This window comes from Citrobacter sp. CK191 (genome assembly GCF_030333435.1).
In the GTDB taxonomy this organism is placed as follows: domain Bacteria; phylum Pseudomonadota; class Gammaproteobacteria; order Enterobacterales; family Enterobacteriaceae; genus Citrobacter_B; species Citrobacter_B koseri.
In genome coordinates, this window is sequence record NZ_JAOWFX010000031.1 from 436,601 (window position 1) to 454,347 (window position 17,747).

Sequence of the window (17,747 nt, forward strand, 5' to 3'; positions counted from 1 at the left end):
CTAATGGCTATGCAATCACAAGATATTATTAAACGCTCTGCAACCAACAATATTACTCCACCGCCGCATGCACGGGATTTTCGTGCCGAAGTGGCAAAACTCATTGATGTCACGACCTGTATTGGCTGCAAAGGCTGTCAGGTAGCCTGCTCCGAATGGAACGACATCCGCGATGACGTCGGATATTGCAACGGTGTATATGACAACCCTACAGATCTCAGTGCCAAATCCTGGACTGTGATGCGTTTTAGCGAAACCACCCAGAATGAGAAGCTGGAATGGTTGATCCGCAAAGATGGCTGCATGCACTGCGCGGATCCTGGCTGTCTTAAAGCATGTCCGTCTGCAGGAGCAATCATCCAGTACGCCAACGGTATCGTCGATTTCCAGTCTGAGCACTGTATCGGTTGTGGTTACTGTATTGCCGGTTGCCCGTTTAATGTCCCACGGCTGAACCCTGAAGATAATCGTGTCTATAAATGCACGCTCTGTGTGGACAGGATCAGCGTCGGCCAGGAACCAGCCTGTGTGAAAACCTGCCCGACAGGTGCCATCCAGTTTGGCACCAAGAAAGAGATGCTGAACGTAGCGGAAACCCGTGCAACACAACTAAAAAAACGCGGATACACCAACGCGGGTGTGTACAACCCGCAAGGTGTGGGCGGTACTCATGTGATGTATGTCTTGCACCATGCCGATCAGCCGGAACTTTACCATAACTTACCGAACGATCCGCATATTGCTACCCCGGTGAATCTATGGAAAGGGATCCTCAAACCGCTTTCCGCTGCTGGATTTATCGCTACCTTTGCTGGGCTGATTTACCACTATGTAGGGATTGGGCCCAACAAAGAGACAGATGATGAGGAAAACGCTCATGAGTAAAAGCAAAATGATCCTGAGAACGAAGTTCATTGATCGTGCCTGTCACTGGACAGTAGTAATCAGTTTCTTTCTGGTAGCGCTTTCTGGTATCGCTCTGTTCTTCCCTACTCTGCAATGGTTGACCGAAACCTTTGGTACACCGCAGATGGGAAGGATATTGCATCCCTTCTTTGGCGTGCTGATCTTCGTCGTACTGATGTTTATGTTCGTCCGTTTTGTCCATCACAATATCCCTGATAAACAAGATATTCCATGGATTAAAGGTATTGTCGAGGTACTGAAAGGAAATGAACATAAAGTCGCGGATGTCGGGAAATATAATGCCGGACAGAAAATGATGTTCTGGAGCATCATGAGCCTGATCTTTGTACTACTGGTGACGGGTGTCATTATCTGGCGACCTTACTTTACCCATTATTTTCCAATCGTCGTCGTTCGCTGGAGTTTATTGATTCACGCAACTGCGGCTATCGTGCTGATCCACGCTATTTTGATTCATATGTATATGGCGTTCTGGGTGAAAGGCTCCATCACCGGCATGATCGAAGGAAAAGTCAGTCGACGGTGGGCTAAGAAACATCATCCTCGCTGGTATCGTGATGTTGAAGCTGCTGAAAAAGAAGTACAAGAAAAGACCAAATAACATCCATGAATCTCAGGTTCTCGTATACGACAGAAAGGTAAAAATAAGCTCAACCCTGAACATAAAAATGTGATTAACACTGTAGCGTCAGTCATTACTCTGGCGCTATTTTTTCTCACTGGTTTTTCCCATTTTTTCTCAACGGTATGTGTCACTATCAACAGGAAGGGTAACTTCTTGAATAATAGCGGAGAGATAGGAATTTGAACCTCGGTAGAGTTGTACCTAACACGGTTTTCGATACCGAATTTATTGTCAACACGTTAACTTTCCGTGCTGGTGTATCCGCAATATTACACTTAGTATAAATCAACAAGTTACGCATTTATCCATACTTAATAAACCAAAATTTTCTGAGCTTAAACCTGTGCTTTATAGTTACAGTCGGGAGATATGTGCGGAAGATTTTCCCGATCAATCATGTCAGCTAAGAGCGAGGAGCGGATGCGCCTGGTATTAACATGAGCAGTAATACTCTTCACTTGTCATATCGCTGCGATGCGAAACCCCACAATCTAAGGCCTGCTGTGTTTTAATACTGCAGGGTTTCATCATTTAAAGGACACGTTATGCTAATCATCTTCAGTGGCTTGCCTGGCAGCGGGAAGAGCACGATCGCTCAGGCTTTGGCAAAGCAGTTAAGCGCATTTTACTTGCGAATTGACACGATTGAGCAAGCCATACTCAAAGCCGAAGAAGGTGACCGTGAAATGGGCCCTGCCGGTTATTTTGTTGCTTACTCACTCGCCAGGGAGAATCTGCTATTAGGAGCAACAGTAATCACTGACTCAGTCAACCCACTGGCGTTAATCCGTGATGCCTATCGAGAAATCGCTTTATCTGCAAGAACCGGCTTTTTAGAAATTGAGATTATATGCTCCGATAAGATAGAACATCGTAAACGAGTAGAAACCAGAGTGTCTGAAGTAGAGGGGTTAACCCTGCCTGGAAAGATGTCACCGATTTGACTTATGAACCATGGAACAGAGAACACCTCATTCTAGACTCGAGCAGATTATCCAGTGATGAATGTGTTTCGAGGATCATCGATGTTCTTTCCCATGACTCGGTCTTGAGAAATACTCCAGCGGGAACTTAGCAATGTCCGCTCCTGGCACAAACCCGACCCTCTACCCAAAAAGCCCACTTTTAGCGGGCTTTTGGTTTTCAGCATACAGGGTTAATTTGCGCGCACCCGTATGGGAGCGGTAGCGGCGAACAGCCACGGGCGGGCGTTGCTTTCTACGCGAGGGGATAATGTTTCTCTTACCTGCTGATGGTACTCATCAATCCACAGTTTTTCTGCCTCGCTAAGCAGATGCAATTCCACGAGACTTAAGTCGATCGGCACCTGCGTCAGTGTGGAGAATTTGCAGAAACCAGGGCGGCTTTCGATAATTTCGACCTGATTTTCAATGCGGATACCGTATTGTCCGGCGAGGTAATAGCCCGGCTCTATCGTAATGATGTTGCCCGCCACCAGCGGCCAGGGGTTCACTTTTTTGGCGATACGGTGTGGCTGCTCATGAATCAATAGCTGATGGCCTACGCCGTGTCCCGCACCGTGATCGTAATCCAGACCAAGATCCCAAAGCGCCCGGCGGGTAAAGGCGTCAAGCTGGTGTCCCTGAGTTCCGCTGGGGAATTGCAGGGTAATCAGCGACAAAAAGCCCTTCAACACAGCGGTGTAGTGTAACCGACGCTGCGGCTCCTGCGGCCCAAATGCGAGGGTACGGGTCGTGTCTGTCGTACCATTCTGATATTGACCGCCCGAATCGTTCAGGTACATCTCCTGGGTTGTGACTGGCGCGTTTGTTTTCTCGCTTGAATGATAGTGGCACATGGCGGCATTGCCTGCCGATGCAGAAATGGTGTTAAAGCTCTGCTCAAGAAATCCCGGTTGTTGCTGGCGATAAGCCCGCTGTTTTTCCTGGGCTTCCAGCTCCGTTATTGGATTGCCTGCGGCTTCACGCAGCGGCACTTCGTGCGCCAGCCAGGCGAGGAAATTAACCCAGGCGGCGCCGTCCTGCTCATGGCATTCGCGGTATCCTGCCAGCTCGGTTTCGTTCTTGTGCGCTTTCATCAGCGTAATCGGATCTGCTGACCAGATGACGTCACCGCCATGCTGCTCAATAGCGAAGCGCAGGGCGACCGGGGCGAAATCTTTATCAACCAGGAAACGCTTTCCGGCCGCGCGTTGCTGACAGCGTGCAAGGAACTCACCCGGCGGGGAAATGGTCAGCGTGCTGAGCAAACTTGCAGGTAACTGCTGAGTTTTCTTTTCATCAACGAACCATTCCAGTTCGCCCGTGCGGTGCAATAACGCAAACGAGAAAGGAACAGGCACCATGTTGAGGTCGCTGCCGCGCACGTTCAGCATCCAGGCGATATTATCCGGCAGGGTGATCGGCAGGTAATCCGCCTGCTGTTTTGCCAGTTCGTCGAGAATGCGCGCGCGTTTCTGCGCGCTGCTTTCACCGCTGATTTCAACGGGCATTTCCCGGATGATGCCGCAGGGGGCGGCGGGGCGGTTTTGCCATACAACGTCGAACGGATCGCTGTCTAACGCCACCAGTTCGCAGTGGGTGGCTGAGAGTGTCTCAAACTGGCTGTTGACCATCAGCAGAGGTTCGAAGGCAATACGTGCGCCGGAGGCAACCTGTTCCTGCAAATACTCCGCAAGCGGCTCGTTATGCAGGTGATGAATTTCAAAATCATTACGATCGACTTCGGCGCGGGCCTGAACCTGGTAGCGGCCATCCACAAACAGCAATGCGCGGTCGCGAAGCACTAACGCCAGTCCGGCAGAACCGCTAAAGCCCGTTAACCAGGCCAGTTTATTATCGTGTGGCGTGCAGTCCTCGCTTTGATGAGCATCGGCGCGAGGAACGATCATGCCATCCAGCCCCTGCGCAATCAGGAGATTACGCAGGGCGGAAAGAGGAGTTGGGTTGCTCATAGACACCTTCATGCCTTAACGGAACGGCGGTTCGTTGAATGTGCGCAGTTTACGTGAGTGCAGGCGATCGCCTTCTGCGCGTAACAGATCAATGGCGTGGATGCCGATTTGCAGGTGCTCCGAAATCGCACCTTCATAAAAACGGTTAGCCTGGCCGGGAAGTTTAATCTCACCGTGCAACGGTTTGTCGGAGACGCACAATAGCGTGCCGTAAGGTACGCGGAAGCGATAGCCCTGGGCGGCAATTGTGGCGCTTTCCATATCAATGGCGACGGCGCGGCTCAGGTTGAAACGCAATGCGGAGGCGGAGTAGCGCAACTCCCAGTTACGATCATCGGTGGTGACGACCGTACCGGTACGCAGCCGCTGCTTAACCTCTTCGCCAGGCATGCCGCTCACCATTTTCGTGGCGTCATACAGCGCGCGCTGAACTTCTGCGATGCTGGGGATGGGAATATCGGGCGGCAGTACGGCATCGAGCACATGATCGTCACGTAAGTAGGCGTGCGCCAGCACATAGTCGCCAATCGCCTGACTTTCACGCAGGCCGCCGCAGTGACCAATCATCAGCCAGACGTCCGGGCGCAGTACCGCCAGGTGATCGCAAATAGTTTTGGCGTTTGACGGTCCGACGCCAATATTCACCAGCGTAATCCCCTGGCCTTCAGCCGTAATCAGGTGCCAGGCTGGCATCTGGTGTTTTTTCCACGCCAGATCGGAGATGGCTTCTTCGGGAGCCTCGGTTTCTGCGGTGATCCAGATCCCGCCAGCACAGGAAAGTGCGATATAGGGACTGTCCGGGTCCAGAATCTGGCTGCATCCCCAGCGCACAAATTCGTCTACATAGCGGGTGTAGTTGGTAAACAGAACAAAGGGCTGAAAATGTTCAACCGGCGTCCCCGTGTAGTGACGCAGTCGCGCCAGCGAGAAATCGACACGGCGCGCGTCGAAGTGAGAGAGCGGATAAAACTCACCGGGGTGGAACAAACCGTCTGCGGTCTCGTCGCCAATCTGCGCCAGTTCAGTGGTGGGGAAAAAGCGCGTCAATCCGGCGCTCATGGAGCGGTTAAGCGTCAGCTCGGAACCGTCAATGACATAAGGATACGGAATTTCATGATGGGACGGTTCAACCGCAATATGCGCGTCATAATCCTGATACAGCAGCGTTAATTGCTCTTCAAGGTAAGGGCGAAACAGCGCAGGACGGGTGATGGTTGTGGTGTAGCAGCCAGCATGGGTAAAGCGGCCATAGGCGCGGGTCTTGGGGGGATTCGTCGCATTGCCGCTCCAGGAGACGGAAAGCGATGGGTAAACAAAAAGGCCATTATTTCGGGCTGTAATGTCTGGAAGTTCCCCGTTTTCAACATACTTGCCAATTGCGTTACGCAGAGCCTGAACCGATTGCTCGTAGAGTTCGTCCAGTTTATCCAGCGCCTGAGACGGGGTCAGGCCGGCGCCCTTATTATTCATGTCTGTCTCCTTGTTCCACAGGTGTACTGCTCTCCCGATAGTATGTCACAGGAATGTGAAACAAAAGTCAGACGTTGCGTAAGAACAGACGGAGGCCAGATGGCCCCCGTACAGGGATTAGACGTGTGGTTTATTTTTCATCAACAGCGCCGTAACGGCAGAGATCAGGCAGCCTGCCAGCAGGTAAATGGCAACGCTGTGCCAGTTCCCATCGGAGAAGGTGACCAGTGCGGCGGCGATGAAGGGAGTGAACCCGCCGCCCACGACGCTGGCGACCTGATAACCGACTCCGGCACCGCTGTAGCGATAACCTGCACCGAACATGCCGGTAAACATCGGCTGCTGTACGCAAACCACCATATCATGAGCAATATTGGCCAGCATGATGGAGAAGAACACAATCCAGAAGATTGACTGGGCTTCAAGCGCCATAAAAAACGGGAATGCGCTGAGCGTACCGATTAAGGCACCTGTAATATAGACGCGCCGACGACCGAAGCGGTCCGCAAGCCAGGCAAAGCAGGGGATCGTCAGGCAGCTTAGTCCCCCCACCAGCAGACCGATATTCAGAAAAAGCTCACGCGGAAGGCCCAGATTTTGGGTGGAGTAGTTCAGGGCGAACGCGGTGACGATATACATCGTCAGCAGCTCGCACAGGCGCAGGCCGATGATTTTCAGAAATGCGCCAGGGTGGCGGCTCAACGCCTCCATAACCGGCAAGCGTTTTTTCGCCGGTGGTGTTTCCTGTTTTTGCTGTTCAAATTCGGCGGACTCTTCCATGCCATTGCGCACCCATAAGGCACCAAGCACCAGAATAATGCTGAACAAGAACGGGATGCGCCAGCCCCAACTCAGAAACTGTTCATCGGTCGTCAGCGTGCTGATCAGCGAGACCAGACCGGTCGAGAGCAGCAGCCCTACGCCATAACCCACCTGAACGCCGCTGCTGTAAAACGCTTTTTTGTTCTCCGGCGCGCTTTCAACCGACAGCAATGCCGCGCCACCCCATTCGCCACCGACGGCAAAACCCTGGACAGCCCGTAATATCACCAGTAATACCGGCGCCCACCAGCCTATAGTGGCGAAAGAAGGGAGGATGCCAATCAGTGCGGTAGCGATACCCATCATCCATACGGTCAGCATCAGCATACGCTTGCGGCCCAGACGATCGCCGAAGTGGCCGAAGATCACACCCCCCAGCGGGCGAAACAGAAAGCCAACGCCGAAGGTGGCAAAAGCCGCGAGTGTACCCATCGCCGGGCTGATTTGCGGGAAGAATTCACGATTAAACACCAGGGCAGCGGTGATGCCATAGAGCAGAAAATCGTACCAGTCGACGACTGCGCCAGCGAAGCTTCCTAATGCGGCGCGGCGCGCGCGATTAAGCGAAGGCGTCTCATCCTGGGGACGCGTGGAGGTGAGGGTGGAATCCATAGTTATCCTGTCTGTGCTGTTTTTTTAGTTATTAGTATGGAGAAATGATGACTCATATTGCTGCCGACATATTAACGGCCTTTATGAGACTACCGCGACAGACGGAAAGAGAAAATGATTTTATCCGTCACGCGCGGGCAAGATGAAAAATAGTACGGAGCCCCGGTTGAAATCGCCTTGTATCTCAGGGTTGTTAACGTTAATTGTTATGATATAACATATCAAATCAATGATTCGATCATGGAAGAGGTTAAGTATTGTGCAATTCGTCGCATCCAGTGATAACCCGGCGAGTGCTCTAAGCGTCAATATTGCGTCGCTACAGCGACCCGGAGGCGGAGAACTGCTTTGTGCAATTCGCTTTGAGGTTGAGGAAGGGAAATGCCTGGCCGTTATTGGGCCTAACGGCAGCGGTAAAACGTCTTTACTGAGGGCGATAAGTCAGGAACACCCCCTTCAGAAGGGCGATATTCAGCTACTGGGCCGGTCTGTTTCGGCGCTGTCGCGGCAGCAGCGGGCAAAGCAGATCGCCGTTCTGGCGCAAAATGATACGCCCGATCTGAGGCTGGCTCTTGAGGATTATGTGGCGCTGGGGCGTATCCCGCACGCCCGGGATGCACCACGCGACAGGCATGATGCCATCGTGACGAATGCCATTAAAGAGACGGGATTACTGGCGTTGCGAAAGCGGTCGCTGTCCGCGCTTTCTGGCGGAGAAAGGCAGCGGGCGGCGCTGGCGCGGGTGTTAGCTCAGATGCCGAGCCTGGTGCTGCTTGATGAGCCAACCAACCATCTGGATCCCTCCGGTCGGGTGGAACTGCTTTCGTTGGTGAAAAACAAGGGGATAACGGTGGTGGCGGTATTGCACGATCTGTCGCTGATTGAATCTTTTGCTGACCGCGTTCTTCTTCTGTCGCAGGGAAGAATGGTGCTTTGCGACACACCGGAGCGTGTGCTGGTGTCTGAAAACCTTTATCCCGTTTTTGGGTTGACCTGCTCCGGTAGTGTGACACCGCTATAACCCGAGTATCGAACCTTAGTGAAATTTGATAGTAACTTGCGCACGTCGAGCAATGTTTCGGTATGTAATTCTTGCCCTCCCAGTCCGGGATATCCAAACGTTTTCAGCGCCGGGATCAGGCCTTTGAGTTGGCTACCAAAGTTTGTGTCAATCTGAGTCTGAATATCCTGAACCGCGCCTTTCAATGCATCGGCAATTTGTTTATCTGCTGTACACGCAGAGGCTGAAGCAGCTGTTGCAAACAGATTTTCAACCGTTTTAGCCAGTACATCCGATTCTCTGGATGTCACATCATCAAGTCCCCGCTGAGCGTTGATAAACCCCGATTTGACCAGACAGCGTAGCGCTCCTGATTGTAACTCGCGGTGATTATCCGGATCATTGGGATCTTCAGCCCATATTTTCACGCAAAAATCATTGGGAATACGTTCTCGCAACGTGCGGAAGAAGGCAATTCTAGTTTCTGGAATTAATTGTTCTGTGGGCTGTCCTTCTAGAAATCGTGCCAGTTGGCCATCTTTCAATTCATACCTGACTACCACGAGCGCTTCGGTACACGCCGGATCCAAATCAATCACGAAGGGGCTCAATGGGCCTAATTGAGGTTGCGTGGAGTCGTACTGGAATTTCAATCGAAGTTCAATAGCTGGGACGAGATCACGAACGACATGATCCTATTCCCCTTCGTTTAGCGTTCTCAGTGCATCACAAAAACGGTCATAGCAAGAACTGGAAAAGTCTTCGAGTTGAAAAGTCGCACTACCGTCTGCTAAAAATCTGCGTATTATCTCTGAGAGCGATGTTTTTCCACTGTTGTTTCGACCAACAATAACTGTCGTCTGTTTCTCTAATACAAGTTCCACGTCAGCTAAAAGTCGGAAATTCTTTATTTGAACCTGATGAATGCGCATACATCCCTCAATCTGTTTATAGGATATCGACAAAGTTGATATTTTACATTGCATGTGAGCTTCATCCTTCTAATAGCTTGGTTGTTCACAATACCTCAGGTCCTATATTATTACCTGAGGCATTGAAACTTTACTCTGTCAGTGATACATCACGCACATCATCCGGCTGAACCTGGCATTCCTTCCACCGACGCACAAGAGTAGCTACACAGGGATTACCCGCTAGTTGATTCATTCTGACCCAATCAACATCAACCAGTCCGGCAAGAAGTTCAGAATTAAGTTCGCCCTGCAATGCATGCCATTGGCGAATACTGGGCTGACGTTGAATAATAGGTTGAGGGGAGGAAAGACTGCCAACAATAACGTAATTTTGCTCTGGATCATGCCAGAGTCGTGTAATGCCCGGCACGTTCTTGAGCCAGTTTCGAGGATCGCCTAAAGGTAAATCGAAGACACGAGATAATAATTTATTCCATGATGCTATTAATGATGTACTGGCTCTTTTTACTGATTTTTGAGCAACTCCGACCATAAGCGCATTTTTCTTCTCAGGCCATTGGGAAAAAACATATTTTTTTAAAATATCATAAGTGACATTGAATTCATTGTTGGAATAATATTTTTTTAACGCACATTTCCATAACTCACACAACAATTCTAATTCACGAAGCAGCGTATTTCTACTTGTATCGGATAATTCACCCTCTTCAGTAAGTTGGTCTATATGAAATGTTAGTTCATCCATTTCAGGTAATAACCATTGATTAAGAGAGAGTTGTTGCCGTTGAGAATCCAGAATAGTCATTAAATCGTTTAATTTCTCCGGAAGCATATGAGGTGCTCCATATTGTGGATCCTGAAGGAGGATAGTCACTTCTTCCGTTTTGTGAATTATCACCGTCAACCGATTAATAAATCGGGTCAACTTCTCTGCTTCATTCCAAATCCCTTGTGTAATATCCTGGGGGCGATAATGGTAAGGCCACTTTTCGTTAAGCAAAGTGAGTAGTGCTGTTACAGAGGTATCAAATAAACGGAGTATATTATCACAGGCTGAAACAGCATCTGGCATAGCTGGATGGAAAGGTAATATTATTGGGCGGTCTTGTTTAACAGTAAATAAACAGCCATTAGTGATTACAGCGAGACTGTTAGTTAGTAGATCCTTCTGTTGCGGAAGCGTCACACTAATTTTGGTCTTATTACATAGCAGCAAATGCTTCAGGGCTAACTCTTTATATACAATTTCAACATTACGTGCCAGAGCTTCCTGAACTGCTTTTTTCTCAAAATCACTGATACTATAATCATAGTAACGAGAATCTGTGGCAGGAATAAGCCTCGTGTCACCATCAGAAGTAGACTGTTCTATTAGTAAGTTATCCGTAACTGGATCACCAGTGAGATCAAAAGGATTAACATTAATATGCTGGCAGGCAACTTTAGTTCTTAACATTTGTGTCAATGGATAGCGATCGTCAATGATACCCGGAGTCTGATCCAGCAGAACAAGTAGGCACTGTGATTCATCAATTTCTATGTTCGCAATCTGATCCTGTTCTATATCAGGTAGTAATGACATGCGTGCATCAGGATATTTTTCATTCAGCAGCGACTGAATGTTATTAACAATGTATTGCGGGGATACATTTTTCGAAAAACGTAGATCGAGAACCTTTATCTCATTGTCAAGCTGTACACTTGGGAATTTAGCCTTGTCAGTTGTTTTGAATTTTGTTTTAAGCGATAAAGGGCGTAACTTAAGTACTACAGGAGATAATCCGAAGCCAAATTTTCTTGCTTGCTCAATAAATTCATTTTGAACGGGTTGAAGGATCCAAGGCCAGCTATTTTTAAGTGAGGTTGAGGACGAAAGGTCGAGAAAAGGGCGTAGCTTGCGTTTATCTTTGTCTTTGGCTACTTCACGGTAAATCTGAGATTTAGGTTTTGTCGTTTTCTCCGCTTTCCAGCGGACAAGAATATTATTTTTATCATATGTCCATAATGGTTGATTAATATTAAACGATTCGGTTTTTATATCGACAGGACGTAGTGGAACGTTTTTATGAAATAATATAACCTCAGTTATATTTTTATCGCTTCTTTGTTGAGTACGACAGTCCAGACTAATTGCATTGATACCGAAGCTGTTCTTACTTCTCCAGACGTCAGTCTGTAGTAATGGGCATCCCAGAGTATGACTACCTTTGCAATGTGAACCAAAGGCGGAGACTTTACGCATGATAAGCCGGATCCATACTGGATTCAGCATAGCCTCGTAATGGACACGCGTTGGTTCAACAATAATCCCATCACCATTTTTTATTACTGGTGGATTATCCTGCTCAGAGTCCAAAGCAACGTATAGTCCAAATTGATCTTTATGAGACTTCATCAAATAAGGGTAATAACGCCTACCTAACTCATCATCAATTTTGGTTTGCCATTCTTTCCAGCGATAGTTTTTACTTAACGGATAATGATAGACAACCAGTTTTTCAGCTTTCTCCCGATCGATCTCGTTGTCCTGGTAAATCATGTGTGAAAGGGGGAGAGAACGGATTATTTCGTCATTACGTTTCGCCATGATGTTATGCTCTTTCCATAATGTTTTGATTAATGATTTTTTTGAGTTGCCCGAATCCGGGTGTTTCCACTGAAATGGTGTCCGGGGTCACACATCCGCCGAGAACCAGAATGTCCGCATCATAAGGATTTTGAACAGGGGTTAATTGGTGAGAGAAACCCAGTAATTGACTATCAGCATGTGGAGCAACAAAGTTGGCGATAACCAATTTGGTTTTATTACCCTCGATAGCGCGAATTTGTGCCAGTTTTTTACTCAGACCCAGAGGGGTATGCTCTTGATTTGCGCCAGACGCCAACCATTGTTGATATTCTTCATCTGCCTTATCGAGAGTATCTTGTCTCCAAAACTTAGCATCCACACGATAATCAGAATTTTTTATGCTGAAATCATACTGCTCAAAAAGCCGGTGATTGCTCACTTGGCTGGTGGTAATGATGCTCTCTGAATAAAGAAGTGCCCGGATAGCCTCTTCTCCCAGACGTCCCATCAACAGGCGTTGTACAACTAGTGGATGAAATGCGTAACGTTCTTCCAAATCGTTCGCGAAGGGCATAATAGACGTTCTGTAACCTTTACGGTTGAACCAGTCAGTAATGACAGGATGACGTTGGATATACTGGTACAGTCTCTGAGGGTTGTATTGGCGCAGCCCTTCTGCTGCTTTATCAAAAAACTGCCATGTCTGTGGGGAGTACCAGATTTTGCCGTCAGTATTAGCTAATTTCGGTTTTTCAAAGCAAGCCCATTTATATAATTCAAGATCAATGTCGAAAGCGTTTTTTCCCGGTTCCCAGGCTAAATCATGTTGAAGTACTGCTTTACCGAGTTGTCGCCAGAGTAATGAGATGTCATCTCTTGGTGTTGACTGTTCCCGTAACAACCGAATAGCCGGAACCAGCCGCTGATCGATATAATCCAATGCTAGTTTTCCAGGCTGTGTCGGCGTCATGAGCTGGCTGAAGAAATTGTTCTGTGTCAGTTCATCACGTTCCCGAAGTGTATCCAGTAATTGACGATTGAGTGCCGAAAGCTGTCGACGATTTGATGTATAAATAGGCAGTGAAGCAAAGCGGGACAGATCTTTTGCCAGTTCAGAATCAAGATGAATCTCAGCATTGGGTACTTCACACCAGGCTCTCTCAATACGACCAACCTGCTGTTGAACATTGGCTGCCGTATTTTTTATATAATCGCTGGTTCTCTTATACTCTCCGTTTAACCGGGAGATTTCGTTCTTCCGGTTCAACATCAGTGGCAGGATGAAGCGCTGATGCTGTTTACGTGAAATTTCTCCTACACGGAGTAGTTTTTCCAAATTGCGTAACTGGAAGCCTGCATGTGCCATATCATCATTGCTATCTGCACTTGTCTGGAAAGCGGAAAAGTAATAATGCCGTGATTCCAATAAATACAAACAGGTTAAATCCATATTTTTGCCGGATTCAGGCAGGCTGAAATCCAGATTTATACCGTTAGTGGCAGAGGCAGTTTGTGTCAGTACAATAACAATACGTCGGGAAGCAAATGCGGCCTGATAGGCATCACTGAAGCCCTTTTTTTTCTGACATTCTGCGGTTAACAGACAGATTAGTGCGGGCTCGTTATGTATGGTCAACGGGATAAATACATCAGTAAAATTCTTTAACAGAAGATTGTCGGATAAAGGCGGGTTCAGCTTTAACCATGTGAGGCAATCTCTGCTTTGTGTCGCTATTGCAGCGGTTAGCCATTTTTTTAAATAAGATATGGAATTAACAAAAGCCAGATGCCCTCGGTGCTGAGGCCTTTTTCCTGCCAGATCCAGCACATCAAGCAGTTTAAGTAGAATATTCTGGCGATATTCTGATTCGAAATCTGTTGAAGGTTCATCATCATTCTGGAAAAAATCGGGGGGCAGAGAAGCGAGCAGATCGGCTGAATGCTGGCTGTTCTTTATTTTATTAAAATCATGGATCTCAGTATTCAGTTGTGTCTTTCTGATACTTTCCTTGCTGCTGTTGATCTCTTCAATCGCGGTATTCTGTAACTGAAGGTCATCATCGGTCTGAACATAGGGTATCGGTTCTTTAAACCAGGAATCAGGTCGGTTTTCAAAAGTAGTTCCGAGAAAACTTTCTGTAACTGCGGGATTGCGTGCTTCCGCAATATAGCGTAAGGCTGAGTTTATCCACCGGACATCAAAGTGGTTGCAGGCTCTTTCAATATATGATGTGGCTGACAGTGCAAAAACGAGATTACGACTGGCTAGTGACAGTAGTAGACCTTCTGCTGTTGTTGGCAAGAATGCTCGCTTTATCTGTATTCGTAATGGATCGATATCGGTATCCACGACATTTTGTTTCAGCAACCAGTTAGTTAACCCAAAAATACTGGCATGTGTATTGGGCAAAATATTACTTTTTCTTAGTTCCCGCAGTTCAGGCAGATCGGTACGTGGTAACAAAAACCGGGACATATTTGGCAGGGTTGAGCCATAGTATGATGGTCTATAGTCATTGACAGGATCGAACAGAAGCCGGGTTAATTTTTTGATATATTCATGTGCTTCGTCTTCACTGGCTGTTAGATCTGTTAACATCAGGTTAAACTGCCGAATAAATTTTTCCATCAGACGCAAAAAATCGCTGATATCAATTATTGACTCATTATCCTGAAGTAAAGCGTTGGGCTTTATAATTTCATATCCATGATCTGCTTTTCGCATAATGAGCCGTTCGCTGGTGACTAAATGATCAGAGCGAAATAAGTAATGCTCACCGAATGGCTTACCTGTCAGATACTGTTGTAGTGGCATAACCAATGATCTGGCATGTGTTAAATCCACTTTTTTGTCAACCAATGTATCTTCCAGATTTTTAAGAAACTCAGCCAAGCGTACACGAATCATCGGAGCTGGCTCCGTTACTACATGTTGCAGACGTTGCAGTAACCTGCGTCCCCCATCCAGCAACTGGCCTAGGCATTCTGGCGGCTCCTGAACCCACTGGGCCTGAGCCAGATACTCCTGTAATACCTCAGCCTGATAATCAAACTCGTCAATAAAAATGATGTGATTACGCAACTCTTTACTGGACATACGTACTTTGCGCCGGCCATCGTAAAATGATGAAACCAGCTTTTGGGTTGTCATGATCAGCAGATGTTGCTTTTCGTCACGCCAGGCAATGGCTGGAAGAATTCGTCTAACCCAGGCATGACGACGGAAATCATCGAGCCGCTGCTTCGCAGCCTGCGTAAGTTCATTCATTTCGCCGTATTTTTCTTTTTGCTTTTTGAACTCTTTATCCAGAGACTTAATGTTCTGAATCAGCGTTATTTCTACGGCTGTACACGAATTGATTAACGCTTCTTTCTCACTGGCGATGGCAGTCCGAAATTGGGAGGGATAATTTTTTAGCGTTCTGTTGATACGGAGTATATTGTTGCAACTTTTGCGCAATTTTTCAGCCATATCTTTACTGGCAAACAAATTACTGACATGCAGCTCATCGATAGACGTAAAAGGGTTGGGTAACAAAGCTGGAGAAATATTTGTCTCATGAGGTAAAGGTGTCGCTTCAACGGCAGATACAATCTGGTCCTCTTGTGCATAAAGCACACTGACCCTGAATGGCTCTTCGTTACTGTCTTTATGCTCTGCTGTTTTTTCATAAATATCGTGCAGTATGTTCCAGCGGTGGGTAACCAGAATGGCCTGAAAGCCTGCCTTTTTAATGGATTCCAGTGCCGGAAGTGCGTTGTCTTCATGACCAGGACGATAAAGCGAGCTCGTCTTCCCGCTACCTGTTGGCCCCTGAAGTTGGCAAAATCCTGCGATACGACGGGACGTTTTGGACTTTTTTGCCTGAGAAAGGGTGTATTCAATAACGGCATTGTAGGAACGTAATAAAGGGGCACTCACATTTCACCTCATCCATGTCAGGTTATCGAAGAGTAAAATTTCAGCAAATTCATGTTACGCCGATCGAGTATCATTTCAATGTTTAATGTTAATTTCTCTTTATAAAACAAAGTCCATGATACATCTGTTGACTGGATGATTTGCTGGCGTGTTATATATCTGGCTTTTGTGCTGCGGGTCTCTTTTTTATAACAATCTGCGATCTGTCTTCCACCGCTTCCCTCTGCCGTTTTCGACCGAAAGCGGTATCTTTTACCCGCACCTGCAAAATCAGGTGCCGGGATTGGAACCCTGAGGAATATTACAGGCGACATATGACGCGCCCCGCGTCTTTTTTTATGTCGTGCGCTCGGTTATACCTCAATGGTGGGCTGGGCGGGGGCACCGCAAGGTGCGCCGGTTGCCTGTAACGCCGGTAGTTCCAACCCCGTTCAGTCCACCACCATGAGACTGGAACCTCTGGTGGTGGGTTTACAGGAGGCTGCCACTATGGCTACTATCCCAATCCAGACACACTCGTTACTTGCTGTTCCCTTTAATGCTGCCACGGATTCCACTGTACTCGCTGGTCACTGCGAAACTTTTGCCGAAACCCTGATTGAAAGTAACGATCCCACGCTGAAAATGGCGCTTTGCGGCAGACTCAACGCCTGTCTGACGCTGCTTCAGCCCACTCTGTTAGAACCTGTTCCACCCCACCTTGTTGAATGCCTGACCGTTGATACTCTCCCTGCGAATTTCCCGCAGTTTGGGCCTGAATGCACAGAACTTTGTAACTACTGCCTTGCCCTGATGTAGACGCTGGCGGGGCAGGGATTTTCTTCTGAAATGGAGAAGTACCTTAGCTGGCTATTGTACGACCTGATCAACTACTTCGCCGCGGAAATGAAGGCTCCGCGTTGGCTGCGTACTTCCGACGGCGTGAAGTTTATTGACGGCGTGGAGGTCAAAGCATGATGCAGTCTGACTGGCATCCTGCCGACATTGATGTTCCTCCGGCGCAGCCCGGATACGGAAGCTGTGCCGCATTTTGTTTATCCGATCCACAAGAATCCTTTGAACTGCAAAAACAGTTTTCTATTATCGGCCTTCTTACCACGAACTAAGTTCCCGCCTGCACGAAATGTTTCATGACCTGAAAGAAGCGCCTGATGTATCAGGATGGTCGCCGTTTTACCGGCAATGCCGCCTTTGAAAACTGCCGGATCTGTCCTTCGATGGATTAAAGCTTTCTTCACACTTTCTTACGCTAAGGAAATCACAATGAATCTGATGAATAATTGTGCATCGCCCGCCGTAGATGTTATATTAAAATATAATATTCGGAGGTGCTCTATGTATACAACTCGCCTGAAAAAGGTCGGCGGATCCATCATGCTGGCGGTTCCTCCCGCCGTGCTGAAAACGCTGGAGCTGTCGACGGACAGCGAAGTGGGTATGACCATTGATAATGGTTGCCTGATTATTGAACCCCAGAAACGGCCCCGTTATTCGCTTGAGGAGTTGCTGGCGCAGTGCGATCCGCACGCCGAAATGAGCGAAGAGGATCGGAAATGGATTGATGCGCCTGCGGTGGGTAAGGAGCTCCTGTAAATGGACAGAGGGGAAATCTGGCTTGTTTCACTGGATCCGATTGCCGGTCACGAGCAAAGCGGAAAACGTCCGGTGCTTATCGTATCGAAGGCATCGTTTAACAAGCTGACCCGGCTACCCGTTGTTGTTCCCGTCACCAGCGGCGGAAACTTCGCCCGAGCAGCCGGTTTTACCGTCTCACTGGACGGTACAGGAACCAAAACAACGGGCGTTATTCGCTGCGACCAGCCCAGAACCATTGATATGGGAGCCCGAAGCGGTAAGCGACTGGAACGTATACCCGACGCTGTCGTGAATGAAGTGCTGGCTCGACTGGAAGCCATTATGAGCTGATCTT

At 48.1% G+C, this 17,747-nt stretch carries 14 protein-coding genes and 1 pseudogene; 7 read left to right on the forward strand and 8 right to left on the reverse strand.

Going from position 1 to position 17,747, the window contains the following annotated elements; translation table 11 throughout:
* Positions 1–3 precede the first annotated feature (3 nt).
* From fdxH to OGV82_RS13660, 3 genes are all read left to right on the forward strand, one after another.
* Positions 4–885 carry a formate dehydrogenase subunit beta gene (fdxH, locus tag OGV82_RS13650; RefSeq protein ID WP_047462820.1) on the forward strand — a complete coding sequence of 294 codons (882 nt, stop codon included), beginning with the start codon at positions 4–6 and terminating at the stop codon, positions 883–885.
* On the forward strand, positions 878–1,528 hold the full coding sequence (gene fdnI, locus OGV82_RS13655; RefSeq protein WP_058669333.1) for a formate dehydrogenase-N subunit gamma: 651 nt from the start codon (positions 878–880) through the stop codon (positions 1,526–1,528). Before fdxH ends, fdnI begins: the two co-directional genes overlap by 8 nt.
* Positions 1,529–2,097: 569 nt before the next feature.
* Positions 2,098–2,496, forward strand: coding sequence for a P-loop nucleotide/nucleoside kinase family protein (locus tag OGV82_RS13660; RefSeq protein WP_308385077.1), 399 nt, complete (start codon positions 2,098–2,100; stop codon positions 2,494–2,496).
* Between the two features lie 212 nt (positions 2,497–2,708).
* Here the strand turns inward: OGV82_RS13660 and OGV82_RS13665 are convergent, their stop codons facing one another.
* The 3 genes from OGV82_RS13665 to shiA all read right to left on the reverse strand — a co-directional run bounded on the left by OGV82_RS13665 (position 2,709) and on the right by shiA (position 7,391).
* Positions 2,709–4,487 (reverse strand): aminopeptidase P family protein, encoded by a 1,779-nt coding sequence (locus OGV82_RS13665; RefSeq protein WP_047462826.1) that lies wholly within the window; start codon positions 4,485–4,487, stop codon positions 2,709–2,711.
* A gap of 15 nt (positions 4,488–4,502) precedes the next feature.
* Complete coding sequence (locus OGV82_RS13670; RefSeq protein WP_286462732.1) at positions 4,503–5,957, reverse strand: AMP nucleosidase; 1,455 nt, start codon at positions 5,955–5,957, stop codon at positions 4,503–4,505.
* Positions 5,958–6,074: 117 nt separating this feature from the next.
* Positions 6,075–7,391 (reverse strand): shikimate transporter, encoded by a 1,317-nt coding sequence (shiA, locus tag OGV82_RS13675; protein ID WP_012131820.1) that lies wholly within the window; start codon positions 7,389–7,391, stop codon positions 6,075–6,077.
* Positions 7,392–7,620: 229 nt separating this feature from the next.
* Between shiA and OGV82_RS13680 the strand changes: the two genes are divergently transcribed.
* Positions 7,621–8,412 (forward strand): ABC transporter ATP-binding protein, encoded by a 792-nt coding sequence (locus OGV82_RS13680; protein ID WP_233596535.1) that lies wholly within the window; start codon positions 7,621–7,623, stop codon positions 8,410–8,412.
* Here OGV82_RS13680 and OGV82_RS13685 read toward each other — a convergent pair.
* The 4 genes from OGV82_RS13685 to OGV82_RS13700 form a co-directional block, all read right to left on the reverse strand.
* The gene (locus OGV82_RS13685; RefSeq protein WP_227657980.1) at positions 8,364–8,990 is read right to left on the reverse strand and encodes a hypothetical protein; all 627 of its coding nucleotides are present in this window, start codon (positions 8,988–8,990) and stop codon (positions 8,364–8,366) included. The genes OGV82_RS13680 and OGV82_RS13685 overlap by 49 nt on opposite strands.
* Positions 8,991–9,086: 96 nt before the next feature.
* Positions 9,087–9,377, reverse strand: a complete 291-nt coding sequence (locus tag OGV82_RS13690; protein WP_321573241.1) for an AAA family ATPase — start codon at positions 9,375–9,377, stop codon at positions 9,087–9,089.
* 76 nt (positions 9,378–9,453) lie between these two features.
* Entirely contained in the window at positions 9,454–11,913 is a 2,460-nt protein-coding gene (locus OGV82_RS13695; protein ID WP_047462835.1) for a hypothetical protein, read from the reverse strand.
* A gap of 4 nt (positions 11,914–11,917) precedes the next feature.
* Positions 11,918–15,817, reverse strand: coding sequence for a hypothetical protein (locus OGV82_RS13700; RefSeq protein WP_047462837.1), 3,900 nt, complete (start codon positions 15,815–15,817; stop codon positions 11,918–11,920).
* 354 nt (positions 15,818–16,171) lie between these two features.
* Here OGV82_RS13700 and OGV82_RS22995 point away from each other — a divergent pair.
* Positions 16,172–16,774, forward strand: a pseudogene (locus OGV82_RS22995) (ash family protein); the annotation flags it as partial.
* Positions 16,775–16,851: 77 nt separating this feature from the next.
* Here the strand turns inward: OGV82_RS22995 and OGV82_RS13710 are convergent.
* Positions 16,852–17,055, reverse strand: a complete 204-nt coding sequence (locus OGV82_RS13710) for a hypothetical protein (RefSeq protein ID WP_072025325.1) — start codon at positions 17,053–17,055, stop codon at positions 16,852–16,854.
* A gap of 97 nt (positions 17,056–17,152) precedes the next feature.
* Between OGV82_RS13710 and OGV82_RS13715 the strand changes: the two genes are divergently transcribed.
* Together OGV82_RS13715 and OGV82_RS13720 are read left to right on the forward strand one after the other, a co-directional pair.
* Positions 17,153–17,410: an AbrB/MazE/SpoVT family DNA-binding domain-containing protein gene (locus tag OGV82_RS13715; protein WP_047462840.1), complete on the forward strand. Its 258-nt coding sequence runs from the start codon at positions 17,153–17,155 to the stop codon at positions 17,408–17,410.
* Complete coding sequence (locus OGV82_RS13720) at positions 17,411–17,743, forward strand: type II toxin-antitoxin system PemK/MazF family toxin (protein ID WP_047462842.1); 333 nt, start codon at positions 17,411–17,413, stop codon at positions 17,741–17,743.
* Positions 17,744–17,747: the final 4 nt, after the last annotated feature.

Excerpts from the sequence above, each read along its gene's own strand:
- fdxH (WP_047462820.1), top strand. The coding sequence starts at position 4 with ATGGCTATGCAATCACAAGATATTATTAAACGCTCTGCAACCAACAAT.
- fdnI (WP_058669333.1), top strand. The coding sequence starts at position 878 with ATGAGTAAAAGCAAAATGATCCTGAGAACGAAGTTCATTGATCGTGCC.
- OGV82_RS13660 (WP_308385077.1), top strand. The coding sequence starts at position 2,098 with ATGCTAATCATCTTCAGTGGCTTGCCTGGCAGCGGGAAGAGCACGATC.
- OGV82_RS13665 (WP_047462826.1), bottom strand. The coding sequence starts at position 4,487 with ATGAGCAACCCAACTCCTCTTTCCGCCCTGCGTAATCTCCTGATTGCG.
- OGV82_RS13670 (WP_286462732.1), bottom strand. The coding sequence starts at position 5,957 with ATGAATAATAAGGGCGCCGGCCTGACCCCGTCTCAGGCGCTGGATAAA.
- shiA (WP_012131820.1), bottom strand. The coding sequence starts at position 7,391 with ATGGATTCCACCCTCACCTCCACGCGTCCCCAGGATGAGACGCCTTCG.
- OGV82_RS13680 (WP_233596535.1), top strand. The coding sequence starts at position 7,621 with ATGATTCGATCATGGAAGAGGTTAAGTATTGTGCAATTCGTCGCATCC.
- OGV82_RS13690 (WP_321573241.1), bottom strand. The coding sequence starts at position 9,377 with ATGCAATGTAAAATATCAACTTTGTCGATATCCTATAAACAGATTGAG.
- OGV82_RS13695 (WP_047462835.1), bottom strand. The coding sequence starts at position 11,913 with ATGGCGAAACGTAATGACGAAATAATCCGTTCTCTCCCCCTTTCACAC.
- OGV82_RS13715 (WP_047462840.1), top strand. The coding sequence starts at position 17,153 with ATGTATACAACTCGCCTGAAAAAGGTCGGCGGATCCATCATGCTGGCG.
- OGV82_RS13720 (WP_047462842.1), top strand. The coding sequence starts at position 17,411 with ATGGACAGAGGGGAAATCTGGCTTGTTTCACTGGATCCGATTGCCGGT.